We start from the raw sequence: 12,404 nt of genomic DNA on the forward strand, positions 1-12,404 counted from the left end.
GGACCAGGGTGTGCGCCCCACTGACGTGTACGGGTGCGCGCCGGCATCCCGGCGCGCGGGCGCGGCTCAGCCGCCGAGCGGGATCCCGTTGGCCGTGAGGCCCTGGGTGGGCAGTCCGCCGAGCAGGCCGGTGACCGGGGCGGCCGCGTCGGTGGCCTGGCCGCCGAGGACCTTGCCGACGGTGTCCTGGACCGGCGCGTTCTGGACCGACTGCGCGACGGTGTCGAGCGCCATCGTCGAGACGGGGAGCACCCCGGCCGCGGCGTCCAGCGGCAGCGAGGTGGCGGCGGAGGCGCTGCCGCCGGCGGCAGCGGCGAAAGCGGCACCGAGAGCGGCGACACCGAGAGTCTTGGCAGACTTCTTCATGGAGAATTCATCCTTGGGGAAGGGGATGTGAGCGGCTCTGCAAACTAGCCATCCCGCCGCCCCGTCCGCAAACATCCCGACACGCGGAAAAAGGGCCGGGAGACCGCTGCCCGGCCCTTTCACCTGGTGTGTCCATCAGCCTCCGGAGACCGTAGATCCGCTGGTCACAGCGGTCTGATAGAAAAGCCACTCCGACTTCAGCTCGGCGTATCCGGGCTTGACGACGTCATTGATCATCGCGAGACGTTCGTCGAAAGGAATGAAAGCTGATTTCATCGCATTGACTGTGAACCACTGCATGTCGTCGAGCGTGTATCCGAAAGCCTCGGTCAGCCGCTCGAATTCCCCGCTCATGCTGGTCCCGCTCATCAGCCGGTTGTCCGTGTTCACGGTGATCCGGAAGTGCAGCTTGCGCAGCAGTCCGATCGGGTGCTCGGCGTACGAGTCGGCCGCGCCGGTCTGGAGGTTGGAGGTCGGGCACATCTCCAGCGGGATGCGCTTGTCCCGTACGTAGGAGGCGAGGCGGCCGAGGGAGACCGAGCCGTCCTCTGCGACCTCGATGTCGTCGATGATCCGCACGCCGTGGCCGAGCCGGTCGGCGCCGCACCACTGGAGGGCCTGCCAGATCGACGGCAGGCCGAAGGCCTCGCCCGCGTGGATGGTGAAGTGGTTGTTCTCGCGCTTGAGGTACTCGAACGCGTCGAGGTGGCGGGTGGGCGGGAAGCCGGCCTCGGCGCCCGCGATGTCGAAGCCCACGACACCCTGGTCGCGGTAGCTGTTGGCGAGTTCGGCGATCTCCAGCGCGCGGGCTGCGTGCCGCATCGCGGTGAGGAGGGCGCCGACGCGGATGCGGTGGCCGCCCGCGCGAGCGATGCGCTCGCCCTCGCGGAAGCCCGCGTTGACGGCCTCGACGACCTCTTCGAGGGTCAGGCCGCCCTCCAGGTGCTGCTCGGGGGCGTAACGGATCTCGGCGTAGACGACACCGTCCTCGGCGAGGTCCTCGGCGCACTCGGCGGCCACCCGGAACAGCGCGTCACGGGTCTGCATGACGGCGCAGGTGTGGGCGAAGGTCTCCAGGTAGCGCTCCAGCGAACCGGAGTCGGCGGCCTCGCGGAACCAGATGCCGAGCTTGTCGGCCTCGGTCTCGGGGAGGGAGTCGTAACCCTGCGCGCGGGCCAGCTCGACGATGGTGCCCGGCCGCAGGCCGCCGTCGAGGTGGTCGTGGAGCAGCACCTTGGGGGCGCGCCGGATCTGGTCGGAATCAGGGACATTCGGGGTCTGGCTCGTCATCTTGGCACTCTAGCGCCTACGCGCGTAGAGCGCCTCGTGTCGATGCGTAACAGTGACCGCGAAGTCGGGTGGAGTACACCTGTCCTTCTGACACTGTTCTGTCATGGGACAGCGCGCACTCCCCCTGCCCGAAGCCAGGCTGGGACGGGCCGTACAGACGGCCGGAGCAACGGACGAGGTCAGCGGCGTGGTTCTGCTGCTTCCGGACGGCGAGGCCGCCTCCCGCCGCCGTCCCTCCACCCTGTCGTACGCGACACAGCTGCCGTTCGCCCGTTCGCTGGCCCGCGCCGGGGAGGGCGACGGGCTCGCCGTGCACGTGCTGCGCTACCGCTGCCGCGGCTGGAACGCGGACGACGCGCACCCCGCCGAGGACGCCGCGTGGGCCGCCGACGAGGTCCAGCGGCGGTACGGCGACGTGCCGGTCTGCCTGGTCGGGCACGGGATGGGCGGGCGGGCGGCGCTGCGGGCCGCCGGGCACGGTGCGGTCACCTCCGTGCTGGCGATGGCCCCGTGGCTGCCGGAGCGGACGGCGGACGGACAGGAGCCGGTGAAGCAGTTGGCGGGGCGGCGGGTGCTGATCGTGCACGGCACCAACGACGAGCGCACCGACCCGGAGCTGTCCTACCGGCTGGCCGAGCGGGCGAAGAAGTCCAACCGGGACACCTGCCGCTTCGAAGTGCACTCCGACGGGCACGCGTTGCGCCAGCACCGCTCCGAAGTGGTGGCGCTGGCAGCCGACTTCGTCCGGGGCTCGCTCTTCGCCCGGTCCTACGCCCGCCCGGTCGCGGACGCGCTCGCCGCACCGCCGCCGCTGGGGCTGCGGATGCCGCTGGCCGCCGGGTTCGGGCGGTCGTTGCGGCACTGAGACGGGTGCCGGACCGGGGTCGGCGTCAGGTCTTCCGCCGCCGCACCGACCGCCGGAGCGGGGTCGCCGCCTCAGTCCGGCAGCAGATTCCCCCGCCGCGAGAGCAGGAAGCGTTTGAAGGCGGCGACCGGCGGGGTGTCGGGGTGTCCGTCGAGCCAGGCGACGCCGATCTCGCGGGCCGCGCGCGGGGCCGTCACCGTCAGCTCGACGACCCCGGGGCGGGCGACCGCCGGCGGCGGCAGCAGCGCCACCCCGAGCCCGGCCGCGACCAGCCCGCGCAGAGTCTCCGCCTCCTCGCCCTCGAAGGCGACGCGCGGGGTGAAGCCCGCCTCCGCGCAGAGGTCGTCGGTGATCCGGCGCAGCCCGTACCCCGGCTCCAGCGTCACGAACGTCTCGTCGGCCGCCTCCGCGAGGCGGATCCGGCGGCGGGAGGCGAGGCGGTGGTCGTCCGGGACCACCAAGCGCAGCCGCTGTTCGTCGAGGCGGCGGGTGACCAGGTCGGGGGCGTCGGGCACGGGTGAGGTGAGGCAGAGGTCGAGGCCGCCCGCGCGGAGCCGTTCGATCATCGCCTCGCCGTAGTTCTGCACGAGCTGGAAGCGGACGCGCGGGTGGTCGACGCGGAACGCGCGGATCAGGCCGGGCACGGTCTCGGAACCCATGGTGTGCAGGAAGCCGAAGGAGACCCGGCCGGCCGTGGGGTCGGCGTCCGCCCGGACCGAGTCGGCGGCCTTCTCCACCTCGGCCAGGGCGCGTTCCGCCGAGCCGAGGAAGGTGCGGCCCGCCGGGGTGAGCGAGACGGTACGGCCCTTGCGGGCGAACAGGGCGACGCCCAGGTCCGCTTCGAGCCGGACCATGGCCCGCGAGAGCGTGGACTGCGGGACGCCCAGCTCGTGTGCGGCGCGGGTCACATGCTCGTGGCGGGCGACCGCCTCGAAGTACGCGAGGCGGGGCGCGAGGACCGCCCGGATGTCTTCTTCGTAACTGCTCGGTGACAGCCGAGGCCCTGAGCTGCGTTCATGCGCCATGGGATTGATTATGGCAGTTTCGTGCATTGGACGCATGAAACGTCTCGCTCTACGTTCGACGTATGCCTCCCGCTGATACCGGGGCATCCACCGTCGTGGTGGGTGCCTCTGCGCCGTCGTCCCCCGTCACCACCACCGCCGCGCCGGCCTCCACCCATGAGCGCCTGGAGCCCGGCCGCCCCGGCTACCGCCGGATGAGCTTCGCCCTCTTCGCCGCCGGTGTCGCGGCGTTCGCCCTCCTGTACTCCACCCAGGCCCTGCTGCCGGCCGTCTCCGCGTCGTTCGACGCCACCGCCGGCCAGGCGAGCTGGACGGTCTCGGCGGCGACCGGGGCGCTGGCCCTGTTCGTGCTGCCGCTGAGCGCGCTCTCGGAGCGGTTCGGGCGGCGGCAGATGATGACGGCGTCGCTGGCGGTCGCGGTGCTGGTCGGGCTGCTGGTGCCGCTCGCCCCGTCGATGGGCGCACTGATCGCGCTGCGCGCCGTCCAGGGTGCGGCGCTCGCCGGGCTCCCGGCGTCCGCGATGGCGTATCTCGCGGAGGAGGTACGGCCCAAGGCGCTGATCGCCGCGATCGGGCTGTTCGTCGCGGGCAACAGCATCGGCGGCATGAGCGGCCGCATCCTCACCGGGTGGGTCGCCCAGGCCTGGGGCTGGCGCGCGGCACTCGCGGTGGTCGGGCTCCTCGCGCTGGCGTGCGCCGTCGTCTTCCACTTCCTCATCCCGAAGGCGAAGAACTTCCGCCCCGGTTCGCTGAACCCGAAGGCCCTGGCGAAGACCGTCGCCACGCATCTGGCCGACCCGCTGCTGGTCCGGCTGTACGCGATCGGCGCGCTGTTCATGACGGTGTTCGGCGCGGTCTACACGGTGATCGGCTACCGCCTGGTCGAGGAGCCGTTCAGCCTGCCGCAGGGCGTCATCGGGTCGATCTTCCTGGTCTACCTGGTGGGTACGGTCTCATCCGCCGCCGCCGGACGTCTGGTGGCCCGCCTCGGCCGCCGGGGCGCGCTCTACCTGGCGGTCTCCACGACCGCCGCCGGGCTGCTGCTCTCGCTGGCGGACCAGCTGGCCGCCGTGCTGCTGGGCCTGGTGCTGATCACGGCCGGCTTCTTCGCCGGGCACGCGGTCGCCTCGTCCTCGGTCAGCCGGACCGCGACGACGGGCCGGGCGCAGGCCTCGGCGCTGTACCAGTCGGCGTACTACCTGGGCTCCAGCGCGGGCGGCACGCTGGGCGCGGTCGCCTTCCACGCCGGCGGCTGGGCCGCGACGGTGGCGCTCGGCCTGCTCGCGGTCCTCGGCGTCGTCTCGATCACGCTGTACGGAACCCGGGTGGCGCGTGCGGAGCGGCGGGCGCTGGTTCCGGCGACCCGCTGAGCACACGGGCCCGGGCAACAGACGCTGCCCGGACCCGTACCGCTCGGGCCGTCGGCGGACCGTCAGCGGGCCATCAGCGCGAAGACTCCCCAGCCAAGGTACTCACGCTGATACCGCGCGTAACGGGCGGGACCGGTGGTGAGTTCGGCCCGCACCTCGGCGGCCGACTCGTCATCGGGATGCGCGTCGAGCCAGCGACGGAGGTTGAGCCACTGCGCCGCCTGGTACCGGTCCCAGCTGTCCTGGTCGGCCAGCACCATCTCCACTACGTCGTACCCGAGGTCACCGAACTGCTCGATCAGCTCCGGCAGGAGCAGGAAGTCGTCCTTGCCGCGAGCGTGGCAGCCTTCGGCGGCCTCCCGGTCCGGCACTTCCCGGAGCCAGTACGGCTCACCGATGAGCATCAGGCCGCCGGGGCGGAGACTCCTGGCCAGCAGTTCGACGGTGCCGGCCACCCCACCGCCGATCCAGGTCGCGCCGACACAGGCGGCGAGATCGACCGGCTCGTCCGCGACGAAGCCGGAGGCGTCGCCGTGCACGAAGGTGACCCGGTCCGCGACGCCGAGTTCGGCGGCGCGCGAGCGGGCCTTCCCGGTGAACACCGTGCTGATGTCCACCCCGGTCCCGGTCACTCCGTGGTCGCGGGCCCAGGTGCACAACATCTCACCCGACCCGCTCGCGAGGTCGAGCGCACGGGTTCCGGGCGCCAGGTGCAGCGCCCGACCGAGGTCGGCGAGCTTGCCGCGGGTGAGCGGGTTGTGGATGCGGTGGCTACTTTCGCGAACGGTGAAGATGCGTGGAAGATCCACGAGAGGTGTTCCTTACGTTCGATGAGGTCGATGAGGTCGTGGCGTCTGCAAAGGGCAGCCGGCCGGAGTCGGCCGCCGTTGCTCGGACCGTCATCGAAAACACCTCGTCGTGAACGCGCGGATCGGGAACTCGGCGACCGTACGGCCTTTCGGTCCGCGCCTCCACCGGTTTTTCGGGACGCAACCGAGACATACCGGCGCGCAACCACCGATCCCCTTCGCACGTCTACCAGGCGTGACCACAAAACCACTGTGGGCGAAGGGGAGTTGCCGCATGGGAGACATGGCGAAGACATCCGGCGGACGGCTGCGACGGGGGACGGCCCTGTCCGTCGCCGGACTGGTGGCCGCCCCGGCCCTGGTCCTGGGCACCGGCACCGCCGCCCACGCGGCGTCCTGCACGAAGTCGGTGGGACCGCACCAGAAGCAGGTCGAGAAGTTCCTGAAGCGGCCCGTGGACGGCAAGCAGTCGACGGCCGACTGCAAGGCGACCCAGAAGTTCCAGAAGGCCCACGGGATCACCCCCGCCATCGGGTACGCCGGTCCGCTGACCTGGCGCACGATGAACACGATGCTCGCCCAGAAGGCGGCCGGGAAGAACCCCGACAAGGCGGGGGAGTGCCCCACCGACAAGGGGCGCATCGCCTGTGTCGACCTGACGCGGCAGCTGAGCTGGATCCAGGACGGCAAGAAGCTGAAGTACGGCCCGGTGCCGGTGCGGACCGGCCGGGACGGCGCGGAGACCCGGACCGGGGCCAAGAAGATCTACTGGCGCAATATCAAGCACTGGTCGACCATCTACAAGGTCTGGATGCCGCACTCCCAGTTCTTCGACGGCGGCCAGGCGTTCCACTCGGTCACCAAGTCCATGTACAACCCGCCGGGCTCCGGCGGCTGCGTCAACATGCGGCCCGACGACGCGAAGGCATACTGGAAACTGTTGAAGAACGGCGACGACGTGTACGTGTACGGGCGCAAGCCCGGGACCTGAGGACCCCGCCGCGAGGCGCGCATCCTGAGGGGTGCCGGACGGGATCGTGGCCGGAGCCACGGCCTCCGGTACCCCTTGTTCGTTTTCCGCCCCCGACTGTCAGTGGCCTGCGGTAGCTTCCGACGTACCGGGTGACGGATGCCACAGCGCGAGGGCGCGCGACAGGGGTGGAGCGATGAGCGATCTGACCACGACGACGGCCGCAGGAGCGGCGGCGAGCGCCGAGAAGCCCGATGCCGCCGGGATCGACAGCCGCCTGGAAGGGCACCGGATCGAGCTGACCGGTTACTGCTACCGGATGCTCGGGTCCGCCTTCGAGGCCGAGGACGCGGTGCAGGACACCCTGGTCCGGGCCTGGCGCAACTTCGACAAGTTCGAGGGCCGTTCGTCGCTGCGCTCCTGGCTCTACCGGATCGCCACCAACGTCTGCCTCGACATGCTGAACGCGGGCAACAAGCGGGCCCGCCCGGTCGATCTGACGGGCCCGACCCCGCTCGCCCAGGCCGCGCTGAGCCCCCGCCCGGAGAACGTCTGGCTGGAGCCGATGCCCGACGGCCGGATCCTGCCGTCGGTCCAGGACCCGGCGGAGGCGGCCGTGGCGCGCGAATCGGTGCGCCTGGCGTTCGTCGCGGCGCTCCAGCACCTGCCGCCGAAGCAGCGCGCCGTGCTGATCCTGCGCGAGGTGCTCGCCTGGAAGGCGGCGGAGGTCGCCGAGCTGCTGGAGACCTCCGTGGCCTCGGTCAACAGCGCGCTCCAGCGGGCCCGCGCCACGCTGACCGAGACGGAGGGCCGGGCGGGCGATCCGGCGGACCCGCTCGACGAGGAGCAGCAGAAGCTCCTGGAGCGCTATGTGAAGGCGTTCGAGGGCTATGACATGGCTGCCCTGACCGCGCTGCTCCACGAGGACGCGGTGATGACGATGCCGCCGTTCGACCTGTGGCTGCGGGGCACCGGGGACATCACGGGCTTCATGACCTCCATCGGCGCGGCGTGCGCGGGCTCCAAGCTGGTGCCCGTCTCGGCCAACGGCTCCCCCGCCTTCGCGCACTACAAGCCGGCCGAGGACGGGTCCGGGTTCGTGCCTTGGGCGGTCCAGGTCATCGACATCCAGGACGGGGAGATCACCGGGATGCACTGCTTCCTGGACGTCCCGCGCTGGTTCCCGCTGTTCGGCCTGCCGGACCGGCTGCCGGCGGACGCGTAGTGGGCGGCCGAAGACCCGTCGTGCCGCTCGCCGCCTGGGCGGTGATCGCCGCGGGCGGCTGGGGGGCCACCCAGTGGCTGGGCGAGCCGGCCGCCACCTCCGGTCCGGCTCCCCGGCCGACACAGGAACGCGGGGCGGCGACGGCGTCCCCGGCTCCCTGTGACACCCGGCAAGCCTCCGCCCGGGCGACACCGACTGCCCCGCCCGGCGGCTGGGAGCCCTCGGACGGCACGGTCCGGCAGAACCCTGACGGTACGTGGAGCGGGGTGGAGCTCCGGGTGTACGTCTGCACGGGGTGAGAGCGCGGGCCCGGCACCGCAAGGGCCCGCACGCGCCGAGTCCGTACACACGGGGGCCGGCGCGTAAGGGCCCGCACGCGCCGAGTCCGTACACGCGGGGGCCGCACGCGTCCCGCCCGCACGCGCCGAGCCGCACAAACGGGCCCGCACAAACGGGGTCCGCACGCGCCTGGCCGGGGCCGTACGTCAGCGGGCGTCCGGTACCCGTTCCTCCGGGCCCTCCTCCAGGGCCACCACGTCGGCCAGCCCCACCAGGTCCAGCAGCGCCCGGAGTTCGGGGGGTACGCGGCGCAGCCGCAGGGTGTGACCGGCCCGGCGGGCGACGAGCCCCAGCTGGGCCACGGCCTCGACGGCGGTCAGATCCGGCCGGGTCACCCCGCCCACATCGCAGTCCACGGCGGCGCCCGGAGCGAGGGCGGCTCCGCGGGGGCCGGCGAGAGCACGCTCCAGTTCGGCGCAGAGGTCGGGTACGACGGCACGGCTGACCCGGCCGGTCACGGTCAAGGTGATCGGATTTTCGGCATCCACACCAGGCAGACCGCCCCGGCGGGCGAAAATCATCGGCCCGGCCCCGGCGACGCCCTCGCGCGAGGGCTCACCAGGGCTCACGCGGGGGCTCTTTCGCGTCATCTCCGGATTCCTGTGCAGAACCTGTGAACCAACGCGCTGGGCTTCCCCTCTAGTTCGGTGAACCGACGGCCGCAGCCGTCACTCCTGTATGTCTGCGGACCGACGGCGTGAAGAACCATCGAGTTCTCCAGGGGGAGAGTTGCGCAGACACGTGAGAAACGCGTGCATACCCGCGGTCGCCACAGCGGCCGCCGTGGCACTGGCGGCCGGCATGGCCGGCCCCGCCGTCGCCCAGCCGGAGCAGCGGGGGCCGTCCGGTGCCCGTGCGCAGGCCCAGGACCGGGACGTGCGTGAGCTGACCCTCGTCACCGGCGACCGGGTCACCGTGAACGCCCAGGGCAAGCCGGTCTCCTTCCGGCCCGCGAAGGGGCGGGAGCACATCCCGGTCCAGCGGATGAGCGACAAGGGGCACGCCCTCCTCATCCCGGCCGACGCCCACCGGCTGGTCGTCTCCGGCAAGCTCGACCGGCGGCTGTTCGACGTCACCGAGCTGAGCCGTCCGGAGAACCTCCGGGCCCAGAAGGACGGCCTGAAGCTGATCGTCGGCTACCGGGGCAAGCAGGCCGGCACCGCGAGGGCGCAGGTCCGCGAGGCGGGCGGCACCGAGGTCGGCCGGAGCCTGACGTCGCTGAACGCCGAGTCCGTGACGACGCCGACGACCGACGCGCCGGAGATCTGGCAGGCGCTCACCGAACGTCGCGCAGACGGCGACCGGGTGACCACCGCGGCCGGCATCGACCGGGTGTGGCTGGACGGCGTGCGGAAGGCGAGCCTCGACAAGAGCGTCCCGCAGATCGGCGCCCCGGCGGCCTGGAAGGCCGGGTTCACCGGCAAGGGCGTCAAGATCGCGGTCCTGGACACCGGGACGGACACCACCCACCCCGACCTCAAGGGCCAGGTGATCGCGGAGAAGAACTTCAGCTCCGCCGAGGACACCAAGGACCGGGTCGGCCACGGTACGCACGTCGCCTCGATCGCGGCGGGCACCGGCGCGAAGTCGGGCGGCAAGCTCAAGGGCGTGGCCCCGGACGCCGAGCTGCTCGCGGGCAAGGTGCTCGACGACGAGGGCTACGGCGAGGACTCCGGCATCCTGGCCGGTATGGAGTGGGCGGTCGCCCAGGGCGCCGACATCGTCAACCTGAGCCTCGGCGGACCCGACACCCCCGAGGTGGACCCGCTGGAGGCGGCGGTCGACAAGCTGTCGGCCGAGAAGGGCGTCCTGTTCGCGATCGCCGCGGGCAACGAGGGCGACGACGCGGGCACGGTCGGCTCGCCGGGCAGCGCGAACGCCGCGCTGACGGTCGGCGCGGTCGACGACAAGGACAAGCTGGCGGACTTCTCCAGCCGTGGTCCGCGGATCGGCGACGGTGCGATCAAGCCGGACGTGACGGCTCCCGGCGTGGACACCACGGCGGCCATCCCGTCCGATTCGCTGATCGCCCAGGAGGTGGGTGAGAAGCCCGCCGGTTACGCCACCATCTCGGGTACGTCGATGGCCACCCCGCACGTCGCGGGCGCGGCAGCGCTGCTCAAGCAGCAGCACCCCGACTGGACGTACGCCGAGCTGAAGGGCGCGCTGACCGGGTCCACGAAGCCCGGTGCGTACAACCCGTTCCAGCAGGGTTCCGGCCGGATCCAGGTGGACCGCGCGATCGCCCAGAGCGTCGTCGCTGAGCCGGTGTCGGTGAGTTTCGGCGTGCAGCAGTGGCCGCACACCGATGACGTCCCGGTCGCCGAGAAGGTGACGTACCGCAACCTCGGTACGACCGATGTCACCCTCGACCTGAAGGTGACGGGCACGGGTCCGGCGGGCAAGCCGGCCCCGGCGGGCTTCTTCACCCTCGGCGCGGACAAGGTCACCGTCCCCGCGGGCGGCACCGCGGAGGCGACGCTGACGGCCGACACCCGTATCGGCGGCACGGCGGACGGCACCTACTCCGCGTATGTGGTGGCGACCGGCGGCGGGCAGACCGTGCGCACGGCGGCCGCCGTCGAGCGTGAGGTCGAGAGCTACGACCTCACCGTGAAGCACCTCGGCCGGGACGGCCGTCCGGCGCCCTACGCGGACAGCACGCTCTACGGCCTCAACGACAAGGTCGGCGGCTCGTTCCTGAGCCCGCAGGTCGTGAACGGCACGGCGAAGATCCGGGTGCCCAAGGGCACGTACGTGGTCAACTCCACGGTCTACGGCCACCCGGAGGACTTCGACAAGGGCGTGGACTGGATCGCCCAGCCGAAGGTCGCGGTCACCGAGAACACCTCGCTGACGTTCGACGCCCGCAAGGCGAAGCCGGTGAAGATCACGCTGCCGGACGCCAAGGCGGAGGCCCAGCTGTTCTCGCCGGACTACTCGGTGAAATCGAAGAGCGACGGGGTCTCGTTCGGCTGGCTGATGGACTCGCCGGCCGCCTTCCGCACGCTCCACGTGGGTCCGCAGATCACTGACGGCTCGCTCGCCCAGCACTGGTCGGGCATGTGGACCAAGGGGGCGTCGACCGAGTACGACATCACGGTCGGCGGCACGGTCAAGAAGCTCGCGACCGGCTACGACCGGAAGTTCACCACCGGTCAGCTGGCCAAGGTGACGTTCACCATGGGCGCGGCCGCCCCGAAGAAGAAGGGCGCGCTCGCCGCCTGGGGCTTCCTGCCCACGTCGGACAGCGGCGTGGCCGCCTCGATCGAGCAGAAGCTGCCCGGCACCCGCACGCTGTACCTCTCCACCGCCGACAAGGCGACCTGGGCCTTCGACTTCAGCCAGATGGGCGCGGTCGACGAGGACGGCTTCCCGACGTACGACGCGAACTACTTCGTCGGTCCGGAGGCGACGTACAAGGCGGGCAAGTCCTCCAGCAAGTCCGTGAACACCGGGGTGTTCCAGCCGCTGGTGAACGACGACTTCGGCGTCACCCGTGAGGGCAACGAGATCAGCGGATACCTCCCGCTGCTGGCGGACGGCCAGGGCAACGAGGGCTCCATGGAGCTCGCGTCGGCCAAGACGGTCCTGTACCGCAACGGCAAGAAGTTCGCCCAGAACAACGACCCGCTGTACGGCGGGGAGTCCTTCAAGGTCCCGGCCGGATCCGCGGCGTACAAGCTGTCGACCTCGGTCAAGCACAGCGCGAAGATCAGCCCGCTCTCCACCCGGGTGGACGCGTCCTGGACGTTCTCGTCGAAGAAGACCGAGTACACCGCGCTCCCGGTCTCCACGGTCCGGTTCACCCCGGCCATCGGGGCCGACGGCCGGGCCAAGGCGGGAAAGACCGTCTCGGTGCCGGTGAAGGTGCACGGCGAGGCGGCGGGCAAGAACCTGAAGTCGCTGAAGACGTACGTCAGTTACAACAGCGGCAAGACCTGGAAGAAGGTCACGGTGAAGAAGGGGAAGATCACCGTCAAGAACCCGGCCAAGGGCAAGGCGATCTCCTTCGCCGCCAAGGTCACCGACAAGAAGGGCAACACCTCGTCGGTGAAGATCTACAGCGCCTACCTGGGCAAGTGACCCGTTACGGGGGGTAGTTCGCACCCGCACGACGGCGGCCCGCCGCACGGATCCTCTCC

11 protein-coding genes are annotated in these 12,404 nt (G+C 71.4%); 6 read left to right on the forward strand and 5 right to left on the reverse strand.

Features of this window, described 5'->3' with window-relative positions; genetic code table 11:
* Window positions 1-66: 66 nt before the first annotated feature.
* Entirely contained in the window at window positions 67-366 is a 300-nt protein-coding gene (locus tag ACFWM7_RS27390; RefSeq protein ID WP_383265245.1) for a hypothetical protein, read from the reverse strand.
* A gap of 135 nt (window positions 367-501) precedes the next feature.
* Complete coding sequence (locus tag ACFWM7_RS27395; RefSeq protein ID WP_383265248.1) at window positions 502-1,656, reverse strand: adenosine deaminase; 1,155 nt, start codon at window positions 1,654-1,656, stop codon at window positions 502-504.
* Window positions 1,657-1,843: 187 nt separating this feature from the next.
* Here ACFWM7_RS27395 and ACFWM7_RS27400 point away from each other — a divergent pair, with 187 nt between their 5' ends.
* Window positions 1,844-2,521 (forward strand): dienelactone hydrolase family protein, encoded by a 678-nt coding sequence (locus tag ACFWM7_RS27400; RefSeq protein ID WP_383265265.1) that lies wholly within the window; start codon window positions 1,844-1,846, stop codon window positions 2,519-2,521.
* Window positions 2,522-2,592: 71 nt separating this feature from the next.
* On the opposite strand, the gene ACFWM7_RS27405 is transcribed toward ACFWM7_RS27400, so the two are convergent.
* Complete coding sequence (locus ACFWM7_RS27405; RefSeq protein ID WP_383265250.1) at window positions 2,593-3,546, reverse strand: LysR family transcriptional regulator; 954 nt, start codon at window positions 3,544-3,546, stop codon at window positions 2,593-2,595.
* A 62-nt stretch (window positions 3,547-3,608) separates the two neighbouring features.
* Here ACFWM7_RS27405 and ACFWM7_RS27410 point away from each other — a divergent pair, with 62 nt between their 5' ends.
* A complete protein-coding gene (locus tag ACFWM7_RS27410; RefSeq protein ID WP_383265253.1) occupies window positions 3,609-4,916 on the forward strand; it encodes an MFS transporter in 1,308 nt (435 codons plus the stop codon).
* A 62-nt stretch (window positions 4,917-4,978) separates the two neighbouring features.
* Here the strand turns inward: ACFWM7_RS27410 and ACFWM7_RS27415 are convergent, their stop codons facing one another.
* Window positions 4,979-5,725 carry an SAM-dependent methyltransferase gene (locus tag ACFWM7_RS27415; RefSeq protein WP_383265256.1) on the reverse strand — a complete coding sequence of 249 codons (747 nt, stop codon included), beginning with the start codon at window positions 5,723-5,725 and terminating at the stop codon, window positions 4,979-4,981.
* 274 nt (window positions 5,726-5,999) lie between these two features.
* On the opposite strand from ACFWM7_RS27415, the gene ACFWM7_RS27420 reads away from it, so the two are divergent.
* The 3 genes from ACFWM7_RS27420 to ACFWM7_RS27430 all read left to right on the forward strand — a co-directional run bounded on the left by ACFWM7_RS27420 (window position 6,000) and on the right by ACFWM7_RS27430 (window position 8,219).
* Window positions 6,000-6,716 (forward strand): L,D-transpeptidase family protein, encoded by a 717-nt coding sequence (locus ACFWM7_RS27420; RefSeq protein WP_383265259.1) that lies wholly within the window; start codon window positions 6,000-6,002, stop codon window positions 6,714-6,716.
* Between the two features lie 175 nt (window positions 6,717-6,891).
* Window positions 6,892-7,920, forward strand: coding sequence for a sigma-70 family RNA polymerase sigma factor (locus ACFWM7_RS27425; RefSeq protein WP_383265261.1), 1,029 nt, complete (start codon window positions 6,892-6,894; stop codon window positions 7,918-7,920).
* A 20-nt stretch (window positions 7,921-7,940) separates the two neighbouring features.
* Window positions 7,941-8,219, forward strand: coding sequence for a hypothetical protein (locus ACFWM7_RS27430; RefSeq protein ID WP_383265263.1), 279 nt, complete (start codon window positions 7,941-7,943; stop codon window positions 8,217-8,219).
* 186 nt (window positions 8,220-8,405) lie between these two features.
* Here ACFWM7_RS27430 and ACFWM7_RS27435 read toward each other — a convergent pair whose 3' ends face one another.
* Complete coding sequence (locus tag ACFWM7_RS27435; RefSeq protein ID WP_383265267.1) at window positions 8,406-8,780, reverse strand: STAS domain-containing protein; 375 nt, start codon at window positions 8,778-8,780, stop codon at window positions 8,406-8,408.
* 280 nt (window positions 8,781-9,060) lie between these two features.
* Here ACFWM7_RS27435 and ACFWM7_RS27440 point away from each other — a divergent pair, with 280 nt between their 5' ends.
* The gene (locus ACFWM7_RS27440) at window positions 9,061-12,345 is read left to right on the forward strand and encodes a S8 family serine peptidase (protein WP_383265270.1); all 3,285 of its coding nucleotides are present in this window, start codon (window positions 9,061-9,063) and stop codon (window positions 12,343-12,345) included.
* Window positions 12,346-12,404: the final 59 nt, after the last annotated feature.

The organism is Streptomyces sp. NPDC058375 (genome assembly GCF_042723425.1).
Lineage (GTDB): Bacteria > Actinomycetota > Actinomycetes > Streptomycetales > Streptomycetaceae > Streptomyces > Streptomyces durocortorensis.

Excerpts from the sequence above, each read along its gene's own strand:
- ACFWM7_RS27390 (WP_383265245.1), bottom strand. The coding sequence starts at position 366 with ATGAAGAAGTCTGCCAAGACTCTCGGTGTCGCCGCTCTCGGTGCCGCT.
- ACFWM7_RS27395 (WP_383265248.1), bottom strand. The coding sequence starts at position 1,656 with ATGACGAGCCAGACCCCGAATGTCCCTGATTCCGACCAGATCCGGCGC.
- ACFWM7_RS27405 (WP_383265250.1), bottom strand. The coding sequence starts at position 3,546 with ATGGCGCATGAACGCAGCTCAGGGCCTCGGCTGTCACCGAGCAGTTAC.
- ACFWM7_RS27410 (WP_383265253.1), top strand. The coding sequence starts at position 3,609 with ATGCCTCCCGCTGATACCGGGGCATCCACCGTCGTGGTGGGTGCCTCT.
- ACFWM7_RS27420 (WP_383265259.1), top strand. The coding sequence starts at position 6,000 with ATGGGAGACATGGCGAAGACATCCGGCGGACGGCTGCGACGGGGGACG.
- ACFWM7_RS27425 (WP_383265261.1), top strand. The coding sequence starts at position 6,892 with ATGAGCGATCTGACCACGACGACGGCCGCAGGAGCGGCGGCGAGCGCC.
- ACFWM7_RS27435 (WP_383265267.1), bottom strand. The coding sequence starts at position 8,780 with ATGATTTTCGCCCGCCGGGGCGGTCTGCCTGGTGTGGATGCCGAAAAT.
- ACFWM7_RS27440 (WP_383265270.1), top strand. The coding sequence starts at position 9,061 with ATGGCCGGCCCCGCCGTCGCCCAGCCGGAGCAGCGGGGGCCGTCCGGT.